This window comes from Saccharopolyspora rhizosphaerae (genome assembly GCF_003931915.1).
GTDB classification, from domain to species: domain Bacteria; phylum Actinomycetota; class Actinomycetes; order Mycobacteriales; family Pseudonocardiaceae; genus Saccharopolyspora; species Saccharopolyspora rhizosphaerae.
The window spans coordinates 109,288-130,111 of record NZ_RSAA01000002.1 but is presented as its reverse complement, the minus strand read 5'-3'; the positions used below and the strand labels follow the sequence as shown (position 1 = coordinate 130,111).

General features: G+C 72.0%; 21 protein-coding genes. 16 read left to right on the top strand and 5 right to left on the bottom strand.

Annotated elements, in window-relative coordinates; translation table 11 throughout:
• Positions 1-589: 589 nt before the first annotated feature.
• A complete protein-coding gene (locus EIL87_RS02940) occupies positions 590-2,752 on the top strand; it encodes a beta-glucosidase (protein WP_199740214.1) in 2,163 nt (720 codons plus the stop codon).
• Position 2,753: 1 nt separating this feature from the next.
• Here EIL87_RS02940 and EIL87_RS02935 read toward each other — a convergent pair whose 3' ends face one another.
• The 4 genes from EIL87_RS02935 to EIL87_RS02920 all read right to left on the bottom strand — a co-directional run bounded on the left by EIL87_RS02935 (position 2,754) and on the right by EIL87_RS02920 (position 7,128).
• Positions 2,754-3,617: an NAD(P)-dependent oxidoreductase gene (locus EIL87_RS02935; RefSeq protein WP_125088577.1), complete on the bottom strand. Its 864-nt coding sequence runs from the start codon at positions 3,615-3,617 to the stop codon at positions 2,754-2,756.
• Positions 3,618-3,782: 165 nt separating this feature from the next.
• Positions 3,783-4,049 carry a DUF3040 domain-containing protein gene (locus tag EIL87_RS02930; RefSeq protein WP_125088576.1) on the bottom strand — a complete coding sequence of 89 codons (267 nt, stop codon included), beginning with the start codon at positions 4,047-4,049 and terminating at the stop codon, positions 3,783-3,785.
• A gap of 164 nt (positions 4,050-4,213) precedes the next feature.
• Entirely contained in the window at positions 4,214-4,561 is a 348-nt protein-coding gene (locus EIL87_RS02925; protein WP_158628571.1) for a gamma-glutamylcyclotransferase family protein, read from the bottom strand.
• Between the two features lie 77 nt (positions 4,562-4,638).
• Positions 4,639-7,128: an ATP-dependent Clp protease ATP-binding subunit gene (locus tag EIL87_RS02920; protein WP_125088574.1), complete on the bottom strand. Its 2,490-nt coding sequence runs from the start codon at positions 7,126-7,128 to the stop codon at positions 4,639-4,641.
• A gap of 210 nt (positions 7,129-7,338) precedes the next feature.
• Here EIL87_RS02920 and EIL87_RS02915 point away from each other — a divergent pair, with 210 nt between their 5' ends.
• The 3 genes from EIL87_RS02915 (at position 7,339) to EIL87_RS02905 (ending at position 9,807) form a co-directional block, all read left to right on the top strand.
• Positions 7,339-7,965, top strand: a complete 627-nt coding sequence (locus tag EIL87_RS02915; protein WP_125088573.1) for a class I SAM-dependent methyltransferase — start codon at positions 7,339-7,341, stop codon at positions 7,963-7,965.
• A 481-nt stretch (positions 7,966-8,446) separates the two neighbouring features.
• Entirely contained in the window at positions 8,447-8,944 is a 498-nt protein-coding gene (locus EIL87_RS02910; RefSeq protein WP_125088572.1) for an XdhC family protein, read from the top strand.
• A gap of 269 nt (positions 8,945-9,213) precedes the next feature.
• Positions 9,214-9,807, top strand: a complete 594-nt coding sequence (locus tag EIL87_RS02905; protein WP_233575977.1) for a MarR family winged helix-turn-helix transcriptional regulator — start codon at positions 9,214-9,216, stop codon at positions 9,805-9,807.
• Here EIL87_RS02905 and EIL87_RS02900 read toward each other — a convergent pair.
• Positions 9,765-11,243 (bottom strand): aldehyde dehydrogenase, encoded by a 1,479-nt coding sequence (locus tag EIL87_RS02900; protein WP_125088571.1) that lies wholly within the window; start codon positions 11,241-11,243, stop codon positions 9,765-9,767. The two genes, EIL87_RS02905 and EIL87_RS02900, sit on opposite strands and share 43 nt — an antisense overlap.
• 218 nt (positions 11,244-11,461) lie before the next feature.
• On the opposite strand from EIL87_RS02900, the gene EIL87_RS02895 reads away from it, so the two are divergent.
• From EIL87_RS02895 to EIL87_RS02840, 12 genes are read left to right on the top strand one after another with little or no spacing between them, the layout of a single operon-like run.
• Positions 11,462-11,983 carry a cupin domain-containing protein gene (locus tag EIL87_RS02895; RefSeq protein WP_125088570.1) on the top strand — a complete coding sequence of 174 codons (522 nt, stop codon included), beginning with the start codon at positions 11,462-11,464 and terminating at the stop codon, positions 11,981-11,983.
• A 30-nt stretch (positions 11,984-12,013) separates the two neighbouring features.
• Positions 12,014-12,952, top strand: coding sequence for a PDR/VanB family oxidoreductase (locus tag EIL87_RS02890; protein WP_125088569.1), 939 nt, complete (start codon positions 12,014-12,016; stop codon positions 12,950-12,952).
• The gene (locus tag EIL87_RS02885) at positions 12,949-13,242 is read left to right on the top strand and encodes a hypothetical protein (protein ID WP_125088568.1); all 294 of its coding nucleotides are present in this window, start codon (positions 12,949-12,951) and stop codon (positions 13,240-13,242) included. Before EIL87_RS02890 ends, EIL87_RS02885 begins: the two co-directional genes overlap by 4 nt.
• A gap of 1 nt (position 13,243) precedes the next feature.
• A complete protein-coding gene (locus EIL87_RS02880; RefSeq protein WP_125088567.1) occupies positions 13,244-13,468 on the top strand; it encodes a recombinase-like helix-turn-helix domain-containing protein in 225 nt (74 codons plus the stop codon).
• Between the two features lie 2 nt (positions 13,469-13,470).
• Entirely contained in the window at positions 13,471-14,517 is a 1,047-nt protein-coding gene (locus EIL87_RS02875) for an aromatic ring-hydroxylating oxygenase subunit alpha (protein ID WP_125088566.1), read from the top strand.
• Between the two features lie 14 nt (positions 14,518-14,531).
• Entirely contained in the window at positions 14,532-15,467 is a 936-nt protein-coding gene (locus EIL87_RS02870; RefSeq protein WP_125088565.1) for a VOC family protein, read from the top strand.
• Positions 15,464-16,246: an aspartate dehydrogenase domain-containing protein gene (locus tag EIL87_RS02865; protein WP_125088564.1), complete on the top strand. Its 783-nt coding sequence runs from the start codon at positions 15,464-15,466 to the stop codon at positions 16,244-16,246. Before EIL87_RS02870 ends, EIL87_RS02865 begins: the two co-directional genes overlap by 4 nt.
• Positions 16,243-17,043, top strand: coding sequence for an alpha/beta fold hydrolase (locus tag EIL87_RS02860; protein ID WP_233575976.1), 801 nt, complete (start codon positions 16,243-16,245; stop codon positions 17,041-17,043). The genes EIL87_RS02865 and EIL87_RS02860 overlap by 4 nt, the downstream gene beginning before the upstream one ends.
• Complete coding sequence (locus tag EIL87_RS02855; protein ID WP_233575975.1) at positions 17,037-17,783, top strand: 3-oxoacyl-ACP reductase family protein; 747 nt, start codon at positions 17,037-17,039, stop codon at positions 17,781-17,783. Before EIL87_RS02860 ends, EIL87_RS02855 begins: the two co-directional genes overlap by 7 nt.
• 12 nt (positions 17,784-17,795) lie before the next feature.
• On the top strand, positions 17,796-18,572 hold the full coding sequence (locus EIL87_RS02850; RefSeq protein ID WP_125088563.1) for an SDR family oxidoreductase: 777 nt from the start codon (positions 17,796-17,798) through the stop codon (positions 18,570-18,572).
• 18 nt (positions 18,573-18,590) lie between these two features.
• Positions 18,591-20,225, top strand: a complete 1,635-nt coding sequence (locus tag EIL87_RS02845; RefSeq protein WP_125088562.1) for a thiamine pyrophosphate-binding protein — start codon at positions 18,591-18,593, stop codon at positions 20,223-20,225.
• Positions 20,226-20,238: 13 nt separating this feature from the next.
• Positions 20,239-20,763 carry a dienelactone hydrolase family protein gene (locus tag EIL87_RS02840; protein WP_125088561.1) on the top strand — a complete coding sequence of 175 codons (525 nt, stop codon included), beginning with the start codon at positions 20,239-20,241 and terminating at the stop codon, positions 20,761-20,763.
• Positions 20,764-20,824 lie beyond the last annotated feature (61 nt).

Below are 20,824 nucleotides of genomic sequence, written 5' to 3'. Positions count from 1 at the left end.
CGAACTCGGCACAGGTACACCTTCCGCCGGGCCGCAGGCGCCGGGGAGGGTCTGAAGCCCCTCCCGCAGGGCGACGTCCCCCGCGTCGAAGACCGCGCCTGTCACCGGCCATCGAGAACCGGGACGTCACCGACAAGGCCGCGGCCACCGGCGACCCGGCCGTGCGTGGGTCATCAGCGCGGCCGCCTTCCCACCACTCGCCGCCGTGTTCCACCCCGACGAGCTCCGGCCCTGGCCATCCCGGGTCGTTCGGGAGCCGAACGACGTGTCGCGCGAAGTGTCGTGAGCCCGCGCAAGGGTCGGCCCGGAGGCGGCTACCGGGTTCGGGTGAGACCACGAGGGAGGCTGGGTGGGGGCGGCTGTCTCCCGTTGTGGGGAAGCGGCTTGTTGCCGGGGGTTCGAGGCTCGTGCGGCGGGTGGGGTGGTGTTCGTGGTCGTGACAGGCGGTTCCTGGGCTGGCTTGGTGGCTCAGGTGACTGCATCTGGGTGATGATCTGCGCGCGTCGCTGGCGGAGACTGGGCGGATCGTACGACGTACGGAATGAGGGGAGCCCTGCGCCAGATGCAGCACGTGAATCGTCGGACGCTGATGACAGCCGCCGGACTGGCCGGGTTGGCCACCGTCCTGCCCACGGGTGCGGCGGCGGCCGCGCCGGGGCGCTGTGGTGAGCACGCGTGGTGCGGTCCGGGGCTGCCGCCCGACGAACGAGCGTCGCTGGTGCTCCGCGAGATGACGTGGGACGAGAAGATCTCGTTGCTCGGCGGTGACGACTTGTTCGGCGCCGCCGGCTCCGGGCACACCGGGACCGGCCACGGCGTCGACCGGCTCGGCGTCCCGCCGGTGTACTACGGCGACGGCCCGGTGGGCTCCCGGCAGGGCAGCGGCACCTCGATGCCCTCCGGCGTCTCGCTGGCCGCCTCGTTCGACACGGACTTGGCCACGACCTACGGCGCCACCGTCGCCAACGAGGTGCGCTGCAAGGGCAACGACGTGGTGTTCGGGCCGACCGTTGACGTGCTGCGGCTGCCCACCTCGGGCCGCGCCTTCGAAGGCTTCGGTGAGGACCCGCTGCTGTCCTCGCGCATCGGCGTCGGCTGGGCCGAGGGTGCGCATTCCGAGGGCGTTCTGGTGTGCGTCAAGCACTTCGCCGCCTACGTCCAGGAGGGCCAGCTGGGCGTCGTCGGGTCGCGGATGCTCTACAACGCCGTCGTCGACGAGCGCACGCTGCGCGAGATCTACCTCCCGCCGTTCGAGGCCGCGGTCCGCGAAGCCGGGGTCGGCGCGGTCATGGGTTCCTACAACCGCGTCGGCGGCCAGTACGCCTGCGAGCACCAGTGGCTGCTCAACGACCTGCTCAAGCACGAGTGGGGCTTCACCGGCTACACCATCGCCGACTACGCCGCGATGCACTCCACCGGCAACTCGCTGGCCAACGGCATGGACTTCGAGCCGTGGCCCGCGCTGGTGTACTCGCCCGCCGCGATCCGCACCGCGCTGGCCACCGGCCAGGCCGCGACGTCCGATGTGGACGAACACGCCCACCGCATCCTGCGCACCATGTTCGCGCACGGCATCGTCGACCGTCCCGCGTACCCCGACGACGAGAGCCAGATCGACAAGCCGGCGCACCTCGAGATCGCCGGCCGCGTGGCCGAGCAGGGCATGACGTTGCTGCGCAACGACGGCCTGCTGCCGCTGGACGCGAACGCGCTGCGGGGCAGCACGATCGCGGTGATCGGCGACGCCGCCGACGAGTTCGTGCAAGGCGGTGGCTCCTCGTCGACCACGCCGTACAGCTTCGTCACCCCGCTGCGGGGCCTCCAGCAGCGCGGCGTCGACGCCGGGATCACCGTCGTGCACGAGCCCGGCCGGACGCCGCAGGCCGCGGCCGAAGCCGCGCGCAACGCCGACATCGCCGTGGTGGTCGTCTCCGACATGATGTCGGAGTTCCTGGACAAGCCGAACCTCGACCTCGACTCCGGCGTCGCCCAGTTCCCGCCGCCCGCGCTGGGCAACCCGCTGGCCGACCAGGACGCGATCATCGACGCGGTGCTGGACGCCAACGCCAACACCGTCGTCGTGCTGGAGACCGGCGGTCCGGTGCGCACCCCGTGGCGCTACCGCACGCGAGCGCTGGTGGAGGCCTGGTACCCGGGCGCCAACGCCGGAACCGCCCTCGCCAGGGTGCTCTTCGGCGACGTCGACCCGGGAGGCCGGCTACCGCTGACCTTCCCCGACAGCGACGCCGACACGCCCACCGCCGGTGACGTCGCCCGCTACCCGGGCCTGGGGCTGGACGTGCACTTCACCGAAGGTGTCTTCGTCGGCTACCGCCACTACGACGCGCACGAGGTCGAACCGGCCTTCCCGTTCGGACACGGCCTGTCCTACACCTCCTTCGGCTACTCCGACCTGGAGGTCTCCGACACCGAGGTGAGCGTGGTGGTCACCAACACCGGTGCCCGCACCGGGCACGCGGTGCCGCAGCTGTACCTGGGCCTGCCCTCGCCGCGCGAGGACGTGCCCCAGCCGCCGCGCCAGCTCAAGGGGTTCACCAAGCTCACCCTCGAACCGGGCCGCTCGGCTTCGGTGACGTTCACCCTCACCGACCGCTCGCTGGCCTACTGGGACCAGCTCGCCGGCAGGTGGACCGTCGCCGCGGGCAACTACCGGGTCGAGGTCGGCGAATCCTCCCGCGACATCCGCGTCGACGGCGGCTTCACGGTGCCCGCGCCACGCCGCGTGCGGTGAGTCAAGGCCGGGAGGCGTAGTACACCGCAGCCATGTCCTCGTCGCCGTGACCGGCGGTCAGGGCTCGGGCGAACCGGGCCCTGACCGCCTCGGCCAGGTCCAGCCGCAGGCCGTCGCTCGCCGCTTGGGAGACCAGAGCGGCGTCCTTGGCGGCGGCGCTGAGGGCGAACGCCGGTGGGAACTCGCCGTTGATGATGGCCTTGCCCTTGACGTGGGCGTAGGCGGAGTCGACAGCGGTCCCCTCGATGGCGGCCAGGAACTCCGACGGGTCCACGCCGAGGTCCTCGGCCAGCGCGATCGATTCGCCGACGGCGTTGGTCAGCGTCAGCACCCAGTTGTTGGCCACCAGCTTCATCCGGGTCCCGGCCGCCTGCGACGGGCTCTCGCCGACCCACCGGGTGCGGGAGCCGACCGCGTCGAACAGCGGCTGCACGCGCTCGCGCACCTCGGGTGCACCAGCGGCCAGCACCACCAGCTCGCCCTTCTCGGCGGGCATCTTCGTGCCCAGCACCGGTGCGTCCACCACGGCGATGCCGCCGACCTCGGCCGCAGCGGCGCACACCGACTCGGTCCCGGGAAGACCGATCGTGCCCATCTGCACCCAGACCCCGCCCGGGTTGAGCGCGGCTGCCGCCTCGCTACCGGCGGCGATCGTGGCGTCGGCGTCGAGCAGCATGGTGATCAGCACGTCCGCGCCCCGGGCGGCCTCGGCTGGAGAACCGGTGACGACCGCGCCGCACTCGGCGAGCGGCTCGGCGCGGCTGCGCGTGCGGTTCCACACCCGGAGGTCGAAACCGGCGGCGGCCAGGTTGCGCACCATCGGCGCGCCCATCGTCCCGGTGCCCAGGAAAGCAGCAGTCGTCATCGTGGAACTCCCCGGCGAAGCGAGTGGTGCAGGTCCGCGCCGATTCTCCTCATGAGCGCGGCAGGGCACCACACCGACACACCAGCGACGTGTCGGGCCACGCGGGCCCGAACCACCCGAGCACCGGGTGTTCGCCGGCCGGGGCGAACCGGGCACAGTGGATGATCAGAGCAGTTCGACCCGCCAGGTGCGGGAGATCATCAGCAGCCCCGCCAGCGCGGCCGAAGTCAGCGCCGCCACACCCTCGTCGAGGAACAGGCACATGATCGCCAGCACGCCCGCGAAAGCCGCCGCCACCAGCCGGACCGAGACGCGAGCACGCAGGTAACCGAGCGTGCTGGTCTGGCTCAGCTTGCGCGCGAGCCGGGGATCTTCGTCGACGAGCTGCTGCTCGATCTCTCGCAGGCGGCGCCTCTCGTCCCTGGGGAGCATGGCCCACCTCCACCGGGTAGTACCGCCTGGTTGAACAAGTATCGCAACGTTGGAACGTGCTGTGAAGGGTCAATCCGTGGGACCCGATCAGCAACCGGAACGCTCTGACCTGGGGTGGGAGATCCGGGGCGGGAAGGCCGCAGCCCGGTCTCCGGCCGATCGGCTCAGGCGGGTGGCCAGCCGCGGGGGAGCGGCCGGAACCCGGTGGTCGGCCCCGGCCAGGAGTAGACCCAGCACGACCCGCCCGCGACGGTGATGAGGTGGCGTTCGTAGTCCGGGCCCTCGTAGTGGTCCAGGAGCGGCCAGGCGCGGGTGGGGTCGCGCAGGCGGAACACCTGGGCGGGCACCCGGCCACCTCCGTCGAGGCGCAGTGCCGGGTAGCCCCGGCCGGTGTCGTAGAGCGTTCCGGGCAGCTCGACCCGCTCGGACGGGCCGGTGACCAGCGGCTCCAGCAGGTGCCACGCGGCCGAGCCGTGCTGCAGGGTTCCGTAGACGGCGATGCGGTCCGACACGCCCTGATCCTCCCGCGCACGACGAGAGGCGGGCACCCGAAGGTGCCCGCCTCCACATCTTCGGTTCACCTGCGCACTCAGGCCGGGACCGGGGCGTCCACCTGGAAGTCCAAGCCGTCCTCGCCGGTGGTGACCCGCAGCCGGGTGCCCTCGGTGAGCCGGCCGTCCAGGATCAGGTCGCTGATCCGGTCGTCGACCTCGCGCTCGATGGCACGGCGCAACGGCCGAGCACCGAACTCCGGCTGGTAGCCGCGGTCGGCGACCCAGGACACCGCCGAGTCGTCGAACTCGACCTCGATGCCCATGTCGGCCAGCCGCTTCGTGGTGGTCGCCAGCAGCGCACGCGTGATGGTGTGCAGCTGTTCGCCGTCGAGGCGCTTGAACACCACGATCTCGTTGATGCGGTTGAGGAACTCCGGCCGGAACGCGTCCTTGAGCTTCGGCATGACCCGGTCCTCCAGGTCCTGGGTCGGGCTGCCGGCCGTGAAGCCGATCTTGCCGCCCGCGCTGGAGACGACCTCCGAAGCCAGGTTGCTGGTCATGATCAGCACCGTGTTGCTGAAGTCCACCGTGCGGCCCTGTCCATCGGTCATCCGGCCGTCGTCGAGGACCTGCAGCAGGGTGTTGAACACGTCCGGGTGCGCCTTCTCGATCTCGTCGAGCAGCACGACCGAGTACGGGTTGCGCCGCACGGCCTCGGTCAGCTCACCGGCCTCACCGTGCCCGACGTAGCCGGGAGGGGCGCCGACCAGGCGGCTGGCCGTGTGCCGCTCCTGGAACTCGCTCATGTCCAGCCGGGTCATCCGCTGCTCGTCGCCGAACAGCGACTCCGCCAGCGCCTTGGCCAGCTCGGTCTTGCCGACACCGGTCGGGCCCAGGAACAGGAAGCTGCCCACCGGGCGGTTCGGGTCGCCCAGACCGCTCCGGGAACGGCGCACCGCGCGGGCCAGCGCCCGCACCGCGTCGTCCTGGCCGATCACCCGCTGGTGCAGTTCCGACTCGAGGCTCTGCAGGCGGACCTTCTCCTCGGCCGTCAGGCGCGACACCGGCACACCGGTCGCCCGCGAGACGACCTCGGCGATGTCGGCCGGGCCGACCTCGAGCACGCCCGAGACGCCCTGGTCCAGCTTCGCCTGGACGCCGTTGATCTCGTCGCGCAGCGCGGAGGCGCGCTCGTAGTCCTCCTGCCCGACCGCCTCGTTCTTCAGCTGCTCCAGCCGCTCGACCTTGGCCCGCAGCTCACCGTCGTCGACGACACCGCCGGCGCTGAGGCGCTTGCGGGCACCGGCTTGGTCGATCAGGTCGATCGCCTTGTCCGGCAGGAAGCGGTCGTTGATGTACTGGTGGGACAGCTTCGCGGCGGCCTCCACGGCCTCCTCGGTGTAGCTGACCTTGTGGTGCTGCTCGTACTGCTCCTGCAACCCGCGCAGGATCGTGATCGTGTCGTCCACGCTCGGCTCGGGCACCTGGACCGGCTGGAAGCGACGCTCCAGCGCCGGGTCCTTCTCGATGTTCTTGCGGTACTCGTCGAGCGTGGTGGCACCCACGACGTGCAGCTCACCGCGAGCCAGCCGCGGCTTGAGCATGTTGCCCGCGTCCATCGCGCCCTCGGCGCCGCCGGCGCCGACGACGGTGTGCAGCTCGTCGATGAACACGACCAGCTCGGAGCTGTGCGCGGCGATCTCGTCGATGACCTTGGTCATCCGCTCCTCGAAGTCACCGCGGTAGCGGGTGCCGGACAGCATCGCCGAGAGGTCCAGCTGCACGACCCGCTTGCCGGTGAGCACCTCGGGCACGTCACCGGAGGCGATGCGCTGGGCCAGGCCCTCGACGATCGCGGTCTTGCCGACACCGGCCTCACCGACCAGGACCGGGTTGTTCTTGGTGCGGCGGGACAGGATCTCGATGGTCTGCTCGATCTCGTCGGCGCGACCGATCACCGGGTCCAGGCCGCCCTCGCGGGCCGCCTCGGTGAGGTCACGGCCGTACTCGTCCAGCGTCGGCGTCTCGCCGCGGCTCGGGCTGGACTGGGGTTGCTGCTGCGAAGCGGGCTGCTGACCGGCGGCGCGCAGCGCCTCCGGACCGGCACCCGCCGTGCCCAGCAGCCGACCGGTCTCGGTCTCGGGGTTCGCCGACAGCGCCAGCAGCACGTGCTGCGGGCCGATGTAGGTCGAGCCCAGGGCACGGGCCACCCGGTGGGCGTCGGCCAGCGCGGTGCGCGCGGCCAGCGTCAGCGAGACGGACTCCTCGTCGACCGGGCGGGCGACCGCCGGCAGGTGACTCTCGACCTGCTTGGCGAAGGACTCGGTGTCCACGCCGAGCTGCTCCAGCTGCGCCCGGGTCGGCTCCTGCTTGGCGGCCGACCACAGCAGGTGAAGGGCGTCGAGGCTGCTCTGCCCGCGGTCGCGGGCGAACTTCGCGGCCTCGCCGACCAGCTGCTGCGCCTGCTCCGTCATCAGCTCCGTGATGTCGATGCGGCGCGAGCCGGCCGTGGCGTCCTCGGCCCCGAAGAAGCGCGCGAAGTACTCGTCGAACGGGCCACCGACCGGTCCGAAGAACGTCGCCATTACTTACCTCCTCGTGGCGGTGTTGCTCTGCATCGCCGCCAACTACTTGAGCCTGTCGCTATCAACCAACATAAGCGAGGGCTCTCTCATTCCCAGTTGATCGTGGAGTGGTTCGTGTCACGTCGTAGGTCTCAGCGCCCCGGCTGCTTGACCTCCAGCTAAGTGGAAGTTGGAGGGTTGTCAGACCAGCTCTTGCGAAGGGGGCACGTCATGGGAACGTCTGTGGACCGCTCAGTATTCGACGAGGCCTACGTGATGGGGACCGCACCCTGGGTCATCGGCGCGCCACAACCGGCGGTGGTCGACCTCGAACGCGGTGGTGAGATCGGAGGAGCGGTGCTCGACCCCGGCTGCGGCACCGGGGAGCACACGATCCTGCTGACCGAGCTCGGCTACGACGTGCTGGGCGTGGACGCCGCGCCGCACGCGATCGAACTCGCCGAGGCCGGCGCCGCCGCCCGCGGCGTGTCCGGGCGCTTCGCGGTCGCCGACGCGCTCGCGCTCACCGGCGGGCCCTACGACACGGTGGTCGACAGCGCGCTGTTCCACGTCTTCGGCGAGGAGGACCAGCAGCGCTACGCGCGCAGCCTGCACGGGGTGTGCAGGTCGGGAGCGACGGTGCACGTGCTCGCGCTGGCCGACGTCGAACCCGCCCTGGGCCCGCGCGTCCCCGAGTCGGCCTTCGCACGTGCGTTCACCGACGGCTGGCGTGTCGAACGGATCCGCCCGAGCACGTACCGGGGCATCGCGCGCGGCGAACACGCCGAGGTCTTCGGCGTCGCGGACGGGGCCCAGGTCGACGTGCCCGCCTACTTGGCCACGATGACGCGTTCGTAAGAGCGAACATGCTCGTTGGCCGTTCGGGGTCAGCTCACAGCGCACCGAGCGGCCGGTGCAGCCGAGGTCGGGCTCCTTCCGCCGGGACCAGTGGGGAGCGGACCAACGCCATCGCACCCTTCTCGACCGCGCGTTGCCGCTGAGGTGGTCGCGGCGCTTTCGGCGACCGGGCCGCGTCGCGGGCTTCGGCGCGGCCCGGTCGTGGCTAGCCGGACCACCGCGGTCGGTCGCTCGAGCACCGGAGCGTCCAGGGTCGAGCGTCGCCACCGTGGTGGGAGGGTCGCATGCGAAGGGCTCCACGGGTCGGTCCTGCCGAGTGGCAGGACTGCTCGCTGGGCGAGCACGACGGGTTTCCAACGGGCGAGGGGCGGGAGGCGGCGACCGACGTCGCGTGCTGAGCCGTTCGTCCCTGTCCGCTCGGTGATCCGGTGATCCACGTCCCGACCTGGTCGCGGTCTGGGGCGGCTGGCATGCTTGGCTCATGACCGAGGATGCCGCGTGCGCGGTCGCGCACGGTGACGTGCCAGTCGAAACCGGACAGCGAGTGCTGGCGGCGGTCTTCGCCTCACCGGTCGCCGAGCACCTGCTGCGCTACGGCCGGGACCTCGGCTACACCACGCTGCTCATCGAACCCGACCCGCAGCGCGCTGAGGGCTTGGACGCGCTCGCCGAGGTGCCGGAGCTGAGCCCGGGCACCGACGTGGTCGTCACCGACCACCACCGCGACGAGCTCGGACCCGTGCTGCGCGACGCCCTGCAGCACGAGGCTCGCTGGATCGGCGTGATGGGCAACCCCCGCCACGAGGGTCCGCACGTCCAGGCGCTGCGCGACCTCGGCGTCGACGACTCCCAGATCAAGCGGGTCCACCGGCCGATCGGGCTCAACATCGGCTCCCGCACGCCGCCGGAGATCGCCATCGCGACGCTCGCGGGGCTCATCGCCGACCGCAACGGCAAGCCCGGCGGCTTCGAGTTCTGAGAGGCCTGCCACCCGGTTCTCACGTCTCCCCAGGCGCGGGTGGCCGCTCCCCGCGCTGCCAACGGACGACGTCCACGGCGCCACCTCCCGCACGGTGGTGACGCCGAGCTCCGCGCGGTAGCGACCGCGCGCCCGACATCGGCTCCAGCGACGACTTCCCCACCCGTCTCGACCAGGAGCGACTCGGCCGCGCGCGTTCGCGACTGCGAATCCCTTAGTCCTGCTATTCTTAGCCGCGCAGCTTCCTCGGACCCCGGGAAGGGGAAAAGGTGGTACGTCGCAACCGGTCCCGACCGGACGCCGTCGACTTCATGTTGGAGGAGTGGCGGCGCGAGGTCCCTGACGTCGACGCCTCCGGTATGGCGGTGTTCGGTCGCCTGCACCGCGCCTACCACCGCTACCAGGACCAGCTGAACCGGATCTTCCAGTCGTTCGACCTGACGATGGCCAGCTTCAGCATCCTGGCGTCGCTGCGCCGTGCCGGCCCGCCCTACCGGCGCACCGCCGGGGAGCTGGCCGATGCCGCGTTGGTGACCACGGGCGGCATCACCCAGCGCGTCGACAAGCTCGAAGCCGCCGGGCTGGTGCGGCGCGATCGTGACCCGCACGACCGGCGCACCGTCCACGTGCAGCTCACCGAGGAAGGCCTGAGCTTCACCGACGAGGTCACCGCGGCGCACTTCGCCAACGAGCGCGACATGCTGACCGGGTTGACCGAGACCGAGCGCGACCGCCTCGCGGACCTGTTGAGCCGCCTGGAGAGCTCGCTCGACCACGCCGCCGCTCGGCACGCCCAGGGGTATGTCCTGCGGCGAGCTGCTCACCCGGCCCAGGGCAGCGGGTCCTCGTCGAGTCCCCAGTAGATGCTCTTCTGCCGCGTGTGCTGCAGGATCGCGTCGCGGCCCTTGTCGGTGCCCACGCCGCTGGCCTTCATCCCGCTGAACGGGGTGGAGATGCTGAACTGCTTGTAGGTGTTGATCCACACCGTGCCCGCGTCGATGCGCCGCGCGATCCGCCAGGCCCGTCGGTAGTCGCGGGTCCAGAGCCCGCAGGCCAGCCCGAAGACCGTGTCGTTCGCCTGCGCGATCAGGTCGTCCTCGTCGCGGTAGGGCAGCACCACGCCGACCGGTCCGAAGATCTCCTCCTGGCAGGTCCGGGAGTCGTTGGTGAGCCCGTCCAACAGGGTCGGGAGGTAATAGGCGCCGGCGGCCAGGTCGGGATCATCAGGAACTCGACCGCCGCAGAGCACGCGAGCGCCTTCCTCGCGAGCGCGGTCGACCAGCGCGGCGACGCGGTCGCGGTGGGAGAACGTGACCAGCGGGCCCACCTGGCTGGCCGGGTTGGTGCCCGGGCCGACGCGGAGCCGCTGCGCAGCGGTGACCAGCCGGTCGACGACCTCGCCGTGCAGCTGCTCCGGCACGAAGATGCGGGAGCCGGCGATGCAGCTCTGCCCGCTGGAGGAGAAGATCCCGTACAGGATCCCCGCCACGGCCTGGTCGAGGTCGGCGTCGGGGAGCACGATCGTCGGTGACTTGCCGCCGAGCTCGCTGGTGAGCGGCATGAACTTGTCGGCGGCGAGGCGGCCGACGAGGCGTCCGGTGTCGGTGCCGCCCGTGAAGGACACCTTGCCCACCAGCGGGTGCCGGACGATCGCCTCGCCGACGACCGAACCCCTGCCCGGCAGCACGGAGACCAGCGCGGGCGGCACACCGGCGTCCACCAGGAGTCGGGCCAGCGCCAGCGACACCAGCGGAGTGGCTTCCGCGGGTTTGAGCAGCACGGCGTTGCCGGCCGCCAGTGCCGGAGCGATCTTCTGCGCGTCGCTGGCGATCGGGGAGTTCCACGGCGTGATCGCGCCGACCACGCCGATCGGCTCGGCCACGCCCATCGTCAGGTACGGGCCGCGCTGCGGTGTCAACGGCGTCTCGGTGGTCTCCAGCGCAGCGGCGTAGAACCGGAAGGTCCCCGCCGCGCTGGCCACCAGCGCCCGGGTCTCGGCGAGCGCCTTGCCGGTGTTGCGGGTTTGCAGGCGGGCGAGTTCCTCGGCGTGCTGCTCGACCAGGTCACCGACGCGCGTGAGCAGCCGGGCGCGCTGGTGCGGGTACAGGTCCCGCCACTCGGGCTCGGCGGTTGCGGCGGCCCCGGCTCGTGCGGCCTCGTCGACGTCGTCGGGCGAGGCCGCGGTGAGCTCCGCGATGACCTCGCCGGTGGCCGGGTCGACGCACCCCAGCGGGCGGCCGCGGCCGGTGCGCCAGCGCCCCGCCACGTGGATCTCGTCCGGCACCTCGGAACTTGCCATGCTGCACCTCCAGCTCGGGATTCGTGAGCTCTTACCTTACTGCTAAGGCAAAGTCGGCGACAAACTCTTCGTCCGCCGCGCGTGCCGCAGCGTGATGACCTGCGAAAACATGGTGATCTACCAGGGAATTTGCGCGAGACGGTTGCGGAGGTCACAGCGTTCTGGCAATACTGTTCAGCGTTCGCTTGCTTACCTCTAAGAGATTCTGGAGGTCGTTGATGACCACGGCAGACGCCAAGGCGCACACTGAGCTCGAGTCGCTGATCGACTCCTGCATCGCTTCCCGCGAGAGCCGCCACGAGGACTGGGACACCCTCGCCTTCCAGGCCAAGGCCGGGGACGAGTTCCGCCGCGCGCAGATCCGCTACATCGGTTCCGGCGCCACCGGCAACCACGACGGCGACAGCCGCGCGCTGCAATCCGAGCACTTCACCTTCTCGAACATGCGGCTGCCGCTGGGCGCGATCGGCCCGGAGCACACCCACCACGACGTGGAGGAGGTGTTCTTCGTGCTGGAGGGCCAGCTCGAGGTCAGCGTGCACGACGCCGAGGACGGCACCAGGACGGCGACCCGCGTGCTCGGCTACCGCGATCTGATCAGGGTTCCCGCGGGCGTGCCGCGGAGCCTCAAGGCGGTCGGTGACACCGACGCGCTGTTCTGCGTGGTGATCGGTGCTCAGAAGCCGCAGCTGCCCACCTACCCGGCGACCTCGCCGGTGCACGGCGTGACGCGCGACTGAGAAGTGTCGAGGGAACTCGGGGTGAGGGGCATGGCGCACACGGTCCGGGTGCACAGCACGACGTGGCTGGCACCGGGTGTGGTGCAGGTGGAGTTCCGCGACCCGGCCGGAGCCGACCTCCCGGCGTGGGAACCCGGGGCGCACCTGGCGTTGCGGTTGGCCAACGGCATGACGCGGGAGTACTCGCTGTGCGGTGACCCGGCCGACCGTCGCAGTTGGACGGTGGCGGTGCTGCGGGAGCCGAACTCGCGCGGAGGCAGCAGCTGGGTGCACGAGCGGCTGACCGCCGGCACCCTGCTCGACGTCGAGGGGCCGCGCAACAACTTCCCGCTCGAGCCGGCCGAGCGCCACCTCCTCATCGCGGGTGGGATCGGGGTGACCCCGGTGCGGGCCATGGCCGCTGAACTCGCCGCGCGAGGCGGCGACTGGCGGATGCTCTACTGCGGACGTTCGCGGGAGAGCATGGCCTTCCTCCCGGACCTGCGCGAGATCGGGGGCGACCGGGTCCGCGTCCACGCCGACGACGAGCACGGCGGTCCACCCGACCTCCGCGCCGAGCTCGCCGAGGTGACGCCGGGGACGGTCGTGTACTGCTGCGGCCCCGAACCGCTGATCGGCGCCGTGGAAGCAGCGCTGCCCGACCCGTCGGTCCTGCGCGTCGAGCGGTTCCGGGCACCGCAGGCGCCGGAGTCCGCTCCGGGCGAGGGGTTCGAGGTCATGTGCGCCGCCTCCGGGGCGCGGGTGCCGGTCGGGCCCGACGTCTCGGTGCTCGACGCGCTGTCCGCCGCCGGGGTACCGGTGCCGAGCTCCTGCCAGGAAGGCGTGTGCGGCACCTGCGAGACCAAGGTGCTCGGCGGGGAGCCGGACCACCGCGACTTCGTCCTCAGCCCGGCCGAGCGGGAAGCCGGCGGCACGATGATGATCTGCGTCTCCCGCTGCCGCTCCGCCGAGCTGGTGCTGGACCTGTGACCGACCGACCTCCCGTCGCGCCGCTGCACCACCGCCACCTGGCGGTGCTGAGGGCGGTCGCCCGCGGCACGGCCGAGATCACCCGCAGCCGCGAACCCGACCTGTACGTCGACGGACTGCCCTGCTGCGACCAGGGCGCCGTCCGAGAACTGGTGCGCACCGGCCTGCTGCACCCAGCCGGGACCTCGTTCCCCGGTCACCGGACGACCGCGGCGCTGACCGAGCTCGGTCGTGCCGTCGTGGGCCGGGGACCGGGAACTGGTGCGCGCTCGAGCACTGAGGAGAACTGACATGCCGTTGAACCTGGAGCCGGTGCAGACCCGGCGCGGGTCCACCACGAGCTACGCGGACGCCTTCGCCGACGAGCTCGAGGCGATCTATGGCAGGGGCGTGCACGACCTGCCGGGCATCGTCGCCGCGCTCAACGAGACCGGTGTCCGCCCCGCCGACGGTGCCGACTGGACCGAGCGGAGCTTCACCAGCGAACTCGCCCGTCTCGGCGCGAAGGAGGTCTGACCATGCCCGTGCTCCACGACGAGGACGAGCTCCTGCTGCTCGGCTTGCGGGACCGCTGGTACCCGCTGTGCCCGTCGCACCAGGTGCGTCCGGGTGAGCTGACCCGCCTGGAACGCGCCGGTGAGGAACTGCTGCTGTGGCGCGACGTCTCCGGTGCCGTGCACGTGCAGGAGGACCGGTGCCCGCACCGGGCGGCGCGCCTGTCGATGGGCGTGCACATGGGCGACCGGATCGCGTGCAACTACCACGGCGTGCAGCTCGACGGGGACGGCGTCGTCGCCTCGGTGCCGGGGAGCCCGGGATGCGCGCTGGAAGGCCGCAAGGCACTGCGCACCTTCCCGGCCCAGGAGCACGCCGGGGCGATCTTCGCCTGGTTCGGCGCCGACGACGACGCCGAACCCGCACCGCTGCAGGTGCCCGCACCGATCGCGGGCGGCGAGTGGGAGAACTTCCTGTGCTACGTCGAGTGGGACGCCTCCTACCTGCTGTCGCTGGACAACCTGCTCGACCCGATGCACGGCGCGTTCCTGCACCGCAACAGCCACACCATGCACACCGGCAAGCGCGAGGCGGCCTTCCAGATCCGTGACACCGACACGGGTTTCGTCTTCGAGAAGACCGACCAGCGCGGGGTGAACTTCGACTGGTCGGAGTGGGTGGACACCGGCGGCCTCCAGTCGGTGACCCTCGACATCCCGTACCCGCCCACCGCCGGGCCGGGCGGGCCGTTCACGATCGTCGCCTGCGTCACCGCGATCAACGAGCACCAGCACGCCGGGTTCTTCTGGCGCTGCCGCAAGGTCAGCGGCTGGGAGCGGGACAGCTGGCGGTTCCTCTACAAGACGCGGCTCGAGGCACGGCACTGGCAGGTGCTCGAGCAGGACCGGGCGATGGCCGAGGGCATGCCGTCGGACGCCTGGTCCCGGGAGAACCTCTACCAGCACGACATCGCCCTCGTCCGGCTGCGACGGGTGGTGCGCGCTGAAGCCCGGCGCCAGGCCGCTGCTCTCGCCGACCGCCAACCCACCCGCGCGGCCGCGGCCCGCTGATTGGAGTGCACCCCATGCGATTCCCCGACGCGGAACCGGTGGTGAAGCTGCGGTCGCTGCGCTCGGTGAGCCTGCGCACCGAGCGGTTCACCGAAGCCGCCGAGTTCTACCACGAGGTCTGGGGGCTCACGCCCGTCGAAACCGACCGGGAGGCCGCGTGGTTGCGCGGAACCGGACCGGAGCACCACATCGTCGAGTTGCGGCAGGCCGAGACCAACGGACTGGGGAAGATCGCCTTCGCGGTCGGCACCCCAGCCGAGATCGACCTCGCCGGCAAGCGGCTGGCCGACCTCGGGGTCCCGATGCTCGCCGAACCCGGACCGCTGGAGCAGATCGGCGGTGGGTACGGGCTGCGCTTCGTCGACCCCGAGGGCCGGCTGGTCGAGCTGTCCTGCAACGTCGAGGCCGTCGTCCCGCAGGACCCCGACGGTCAGCCGGCGGTGCCGCGCAAGGTCGCGCACGTCGTGCTCAACACCGTGGACATCGACCTCGCCTGCGACTTCTACACGCAGGTGCTCGGCATGCGGATCTCGGACTGGTCGGAGCACCAGATGGCGTTCCTGCGGTGCAACTCCGACCACCACGTGATCGCCTTCAACCAGGCGGAGTGGACCTCGGTCAACCACGTCGCCTACGAGATGCCGTCGATGGACCACTTCATGCGCGGTATCGGGCGGCTCAAGCACAACGGCATCACCCCGCTGTGGGGGCCGGGACGGCACGGCCCGGGCTCGAACACGTTCTCCTACTTCGCCGATCCGGCCGGACTGGTCTGCGAGTACACCTCCGACGTCGCGCAGGTCGAGGAGGACGCCTGGCTGTGCCGCGTCTGGCGGCGCACCGCGGAGCTGTCCGACCAGTGGGGCACCGCCGGGCCGCCGTCGAAGGACGCCCGCGCGCACATGGCGGGCAAGCCCGACCCCGGCTACGGGGAGTGGGTGCGGCGATGAAGGTGGCGATCCTCGGGTGCGGCGCGATCGGCAGCGTGGTCGCGCACGCGCTGCAGGCCGGAGAGGTCCCCGGTGCCGAGCTCGTCGGCGTGGTGCACGCCGAGAAGACCGACCCGCCGGGTCTTCCGGTCCTCGACGTCGAATCGGCCACCGCGCAGGCGGACCTGGTCGTCGAATGCGCCGGGCAGCGCGCGCTCGCCGCCCTCGGCCCGGACGTCGTGGCCGCCGGCACCGACTTGCTCGTGGTGTCCGTCGGGGCGCTGGCCGACGACGCACTGCTGGCGAAGCTGCGCGACACCGGCCCCGGGCGGCTGCACCTGTGCAGCGGCGCGATCGGCGGTCTCGACGTGCTCGCCGCGGCCGCCCGGACGGGTGGCCTCGACGCGGTCCGGATCGTGACCACGAAGAAGGCGCCCGCCCTGGTCCAGGCGTGGATGGACGAGCCCGCCGCCGAGCGGCTGCGCACCGCCGCCGAACCGGTGCAGCTGATGCGGGCTCCGGCCCGCGAGGTCACGGCCGCGTTCCCGGCCTCGGCCAACGTCGCGGCCTCGGTGGCGCTCGCGATCGGCGACTGGGACCTGGTGGAAGCCACCGTGGTCGCCGACCCGGACGCGTCGCTGACCAGCCACGTCATCACCGCCGAAGGCAGGGCGGGCGACTACCGGTTCGAGGTCCGCAACCACCCGTCCCCGAGCAACCCGACCACCAGCGGCGTGGTCCCGCACGCGGTGCTCACCGCCGTGGCGCGTCTCGCCGCACCCACCGGGGCGTTCGCGTGATCCGCACGAGGGTGTCCGATGTGGACGTCGTCGAAGCCGGCTCCGGCACGCCCCTGGTGCTGCTGCACGGCATCGGCGGCGCGGCGGAGGCGTTCGACGCGCAGCTCGCCGGACTGGCGGACCGGCACCGCGTGATCGCCTGGGACGCACCCGGCTACGGGCGGTCCGCCGACCTCCCCGGAGAACCCGACCTGGACGCCTACGCCGACGCGGTCATCGCCGTGTTGGACGGGGTCGACGCCGAACCAGCGCACCTGCTCGGTGTCTCCTGGGGTGGGGTGATCGCGACCCGGGTGGCGCTCCGGGCACCGGAGCTCCTGCGATCACTGGTGCTGGCCGACTCCTCGCGGGGATCGGGCCGGACCACCGAGGGCCGCGCAGCGATGGGCGCGCGGGTCGAGGAGTTGCGCTCCCGCGGAGCGGGCGCCTTCGCCGCCGTGCGGGCTCCGCGGCTGACCGCGTCCGGAGCCGAGCAGCCGGTGGTGGAGCGGGTGACCGCGCTGATGTCGCGGGTGCGGCTGCCCGGCTACCGCAACGCCGCCCGGGTGATGGCCGCGACCGACCACTCCGCCCGGCTGCCGCTGGTCGTCACCCCGACGCTGGTGGTCGTCGGCACCGAGGACCAGGTCACCGGTGTGGCCGAGAGCCGGGCCCTGGCCGAACGGATCCCCGGCGCCCGCCTCGTCGAGATCGACGACGCCGGGCACGCCGCCAACCAGGAGAAGCCAGGCGAGTTCAACGCCGCCGTGCGGGATTTCCTCGCGGAGGTCGACGCCAGGGGAGGGGTGCCGTGCTGAGCGGGAAGCTGATCGTGGTCACCGGCGCAGGGCGGGGTCTGGGACTGGCCATCGCCCACGACCTCGCCGGAGGTGGGGCGCACCTGGTGATCGCCGAGCGCGATCCGGACCTCGCGGCCCGCGCCGTCGTCGAGCTCGCCGACCACGGCGTGCCGGTGCACCGGGTGGACACCGACGTCTCCGACGCCGGGTCGGTGCAGCGGCTCGCTGACCGGGTCGCCGAGCTCGGCGGAGCCTACGCGGTGGTCAACAACGCCGCGCTGGCCGACGGCGTCGGCGGCAAGCACTTCCAGGACATCGGCGTTGACGAGTTCGACCGCATCATGTCGGTCAACCTGCGCGGCAGTTGGCTGGTGTCCAAGGTGCTCTACCCGCAACTGCGGGCCCGGGGCGAGGGCCGGATCCTCAACATCGCCTCGGACGTCGCCTTCTACGGCCCGCCACGGCTGGCCCACTACGTGGCGTCCAAGGGCGCGATCGTGGCGATGACCCGGGCCATGGCCCGAGACGCCGGACCCGACGGGATCACCGTGAACTCGGTGGCGCCCGGCATCACCGAATGCGAAGCGACGCAAGCGGTTCCGGCCGAGCGCCACGACCTCTACCGGATCAACCGGGCCTTGCCCCGACCACAACAGCCAGAAGACCTGGTCGGAGCGGTGCGGTTCCTGCTCTCCGACGCCGCCGCCTACATCACCGGACAAACCTTGCTGGTGGACGGCGGATTCGTCTGCCGATGAAGAGGAGTACCCATGGACCTGGGCCTGACCGGCCGCACCGTGCTGGTGACCGGCGCGAGCTCCGGCGTGGGGCTGGCCACCGCGCGGATGCTGCTCGCCGAGGGGGCCAACGTCGCCGCCTGCGCGCGCGACGTCACCAAGCTCGAGGCAGCGCTCGACGGACCGCCCGGCAACCTGCACCTCGGAGCGTGCGACGTCCTCGACGACCGCGCTGTGCAGCGGTTCGTCGAGCGGTCGGCCGAGGTGTTCGGCGGCCTCGACGGGGTCGTCAACAACGCCGGTCGTTCGCTGATGGCGCGGTGGGACGACACCGGTGAGCAGCAGTGGCGCGAGGAGCTCGACCTGAAGATCTTCAGCGTGCTGCACGTGCTCCGGGCCGCGCGACCGTGGTTGCGCGAGTCCGACGCCGCGTCGGTGGTCAACGTCAACGCGATCCTGGCTCGCCAGCCCGAGGGCCGGCTGGCGGCCACGTCCGCGGCGCGCGCCGCGCTGCTCAACCTCACCAAGACGCTCTCCGGTGATCTCGCCGAGGAAGGTGTCCGGGTCAACTCCGTGTGCCTGGGGCTGATCGACACCGGCCAGTGGCGGGATCGCTACGAGCGATCCGGTTCTGCGCTGGACTTCGCGGCCTGGAGCGCGGAACTGGCCGCTGACCGCGGCATCCCGCTGGGCCGGTTGGGCACGGCGGAGGAGGTCGCCTTCCCGGTCCTGACCCTGCTCTCGCCGCGCGCCTCCTACCTCACCGGCACCGCCATCGACGTGGGCGGCGGCGTCGCCCGCTCCCTGTAGAACCCGAAGAGGACTCCCATGACCCCAACCCACGGCGGTGACCTGCTCGTGCAGGTCATGCGCGACAACGACGTCGACACCGCGTTCGGCGTGGTCAGCGTCCACAACCTCCCGCTGGTGGAAGCGGTGAGCCGCGAGCTGCGGTTCGTGCCGGTGCGCCACGAGGCCGCCGCGGTCAACGCCGCCGACGGTCACAGCCGCGCCACCGGCGGCCTCGGCGTGGCGATCACCAGCACCGGCACCGGCGCGGGCAACGCGGCGGGCGCGATGGTGGAAGCGCTGACCGCCGGCAGCAGGGTGTTGCACGTGACCGGCCAGATCGACTCCCCGTTCCTCGGCCAGGGACGCGGTGTCATCCATGAGACCCAGGACCAGCTCGGGATGCTCACCGCCGTGTCGAAGCACGCCGACCAGGTCCGCTGCGCGCGAACAGCGGGAACCACCCTCCGCAACGCGGTCCGGGCTGCGCTGTCCGTCCCCTCCGGACCTGCCAGCGTGGAGTGGCCGATCGACCTGCAGTACGCCGCGCAGCAGGTCGAGCCGTGCCCGGCCGAGCAGGGCGCGGCCGGGCCGCCGGTCGACCCGGCCGCGGTCCGGGAGGCCGCCGAGCGGATCCGCTCCGCGCGACGACCGCTGCTGTGGGTCGGCGGGGGCGGTGCCTCGGCGGGCCCGCAGGTGCGCGAGCTCGCCGAACTCCTGCGGGCCGGTGTGCTGACCAGCAACTCCGGCCGGGGCAGCGTGCCCGAGGACCACGACCTGGTGATCGGCAACTTCGCCGCGAACCCCGAGGCCGCTCCGCTGCTGGCCGACGCCGACCTGCTGATCTCCATCGGCACCCACTTCCGCTCGAACGAGACCCGGCACTACGCGCTGCCGCTGCCCGCCGGACACGTGCAGATCGACGTCGACCCGGACGCCATCGGCCGCGCCTACCCGGCCGAGGTGGGCGTGGTCGGAACAGCCGAGGAGGTGCTGCCGCAGCTCATCGCCGAGTTGTCCGGCTCCGCCGGTGCGGAGTGGCACTGGCAGGAGGAGGTCGCCCGCACCCGTTCCGCGGTGCGCGCGCAACTGCGCGCCGCGATCGGCAAGTACGCGCTGCTCTGCGATGCGATCCGGCAGGCTCTGCCCACCGAGTCGGTGATCGCGCGGGACGTGACGATCCCCTCCAGCCAGTGGGGCAACCGGCTGCTGGAGATCTACGCGCCCAGCACCAACGTCTTCCCGGTCGGTGGCGGCATCGGCCAAGGCCTGGCGCACGGCCTCGGCGCCGCCCTCGGCGTGCCGCAGGCGCCGACGGTGGTGCTCGCCGGTGATGGCGGGCTCGCCGTGCACCTCGGCGAACTGGCCACGCTCGCCCAGGAGCAGCCGTGGCTGGTGCTCGTGGTGTTCAACGACGGCGGTTACGGCGTGCTGCGCAACATGCAGGACGCGCACGCCGGACGGCGCTCCGGCGTCGACCTGTTCACCCCGGACTTCGGGCGCCTCGCCGAGGCGCTGGACATCCCGCACGCGCTGGTCAACAGGGCGGAATCGTTCGGGGAGGTCTTCGCCAAGGCCGTCGCCGAACACGGCCCGCACGTGGTCGAGGTCGACGTCACGGCGCTGGAGCCCACCCCGTCCCCGTTCGTGCCCCCGGTGCACGTGCCCAGCTAGAGGAGGCGCAGCGATGTCCACCGAACCGGCCCACCACCACGCTCACGGACCGGCCAACCGGGGCCGCCGGGTGCTGCGCACCGCGGCACCGCTGTTCGTCCGCTTCCCGCGCACCCGAGCGGGCGCGGCCGTGGTGGTGCTGCACGACGCCTACGGCCTGACCGCACCGATCGAGGACGGCTGCCGCGCCCTGGCCCGCCGCGGCTACGTCGCGGTGGCTCCCTACCTGTACTACGAGACCGGCGGGAAGGAGTTCCGCCCGGAACACCCGGACACCGCGCACGCCGCGATGTCCCTGCTCGACCCCGAGGACCTCGCCGCCGACGTCGCCGGTGCGCTCGACCACCTCAGCACCCGCCTCGGGTTCCCGGCGCGCGCCACCGCCGTGCTCGGCGTGGGCACCAGCGGTGATCTCGCGACCCGGGCCGCAGCCGAGCACCGGCTCGGAGGAGTTGCCGGGTGCGAGCCGCTGGACGGAGCGGAGCGGCGCGGTTCGTGGGAAGAAGCGGTCCGACTCATCGACTCCCGGATCGGCTGAAGCGCACCCGTCTGCAGCCGTCCCACCAACAGGCCTCCGGACCCAGGAGGCCGCACAGCGA

What these genes read in the sequence shown, in the direction of transcription:
- EIL87_RS02940 (WP_199740214.1), top strand. Translation starts at nt 590, where the DNA reads ATGACAGCCGCCGGACTGGCCGGGTTGGCCACCGTCCTGCCCACGGGT.
- EIL87_RS02935 (WP_125088577.1), bottom strand. Translation starts at nt 3,617, where the DNA reads ATGACGACTGCTGCTTTCCTGGGCACCGGGACGATGGGCGCGCCGATG.
- EIL87_RS02930 (WP_125088576.1), bottom strand. Translation starts at nt 4,049, where the DNA reads ATGCTCCCCAGGGACGAGAGGCGCCGCCTGCGAGAGATCGAGCAGCAG.
- EIL87_RS02920 (WP_125088574.1), bottom strand. Translation starts at nt 7,128, where the DNA reads ATGGCGACGTTCTTCGGACCGGTCGGTGGCCCGTTCGACGAGTACTTC.
- EIL87_RS02915 (WP_125088573.1), top strand. Translation starts at nt 7,339, where the DNA reads ATGGGAACGTCTGTGGACCGCTCAGTATTCGACGAGGCCTACGTGATG.
- EIL87_RS02910 (WP_125088572.1), top strand. Translation starts at nt 8,447, where the DNA reads ATGACCGAGGATGCCGCGTGCGCGGTCGCGCACGGTGACGTGCCAGTC.
- EIL87_RS02900 (WP_125088571.1), bottom strand. Translation starts at nt 11,243, where the DNA reads ATGGCAAGTTCCGAGGTGCCGGACGAGATCCACGTGGCGGGGCGCTGG.
- EIL87_RS02895 (WP_125088570.1), top strand. Translation starts at nt 11,462, where the DNA reads ATGACCACGGCAGACGCCAAGGCGCACACTGAGCTCGAGTCGCTGATC.
- EIL87_RS02890 (WP_125088569.1), top strand. Translation starts at nt 12,014, where the DNA reads ATGGCGCACACGGTCCGGGTGCACAGCACGACGTGGCTGGCACCGGGT.
- EIL87_RS02880 (WP_125088567.1), top strand. Translation starts at nt 13,244, where the DNA reads ATGCCGTTGAACCTGGAGCCGGTGCAGACCCGGCGCGGGTCCACCACG.
- EIL87_RS02875 (WP_125088566.1), top strand. Translation starts at nt 13,471, where the DNA reads ATGCCCGTGCTCCACGACGAGGACGAGCTCCTGCTGCTCGGCTTGCGG.
- EIL87_RS02870 (WP_125088565.1), top strand. Translation starts at nt 14,532, where the DNA reads ATGCGATTCCCCGACGCGGAACCGGTGGTGAAGCTGCGGTCGCTGCGC.
- EIL87_RS02865 (WP_125088564.1), top strand. Translation starts at nt 15,464, where the DNA reads ATGAAGGTGGCGATCCTCGGGTGCGGCGCGATCGGCAGCGTGGTCGCG.
- EIL87_RS02850 (WP_125088563.1), top strand. Translation starts at nt 17,796, where the DNA reads ATGGACCTGGGCCTGACCGGCCGCACCGTGCTGGTGACCGGCGCGAGC.
- EIL87_RS02845 (WP_125088562.1), top strand. Translation starts at nt 18,591, where the DNA reads ATGACCCCAACCCACGGCGGTGACCTGCTCGTGCAGGTCATGCGCGAC.
- EIL87_RS02840 (WP_125088561.1), top strand. Translation starts at nt 20,239, where the DNA reads ATGTCCACCGAACCGGCCCACCACCACGCTCACGGACCGGCCAACCGG.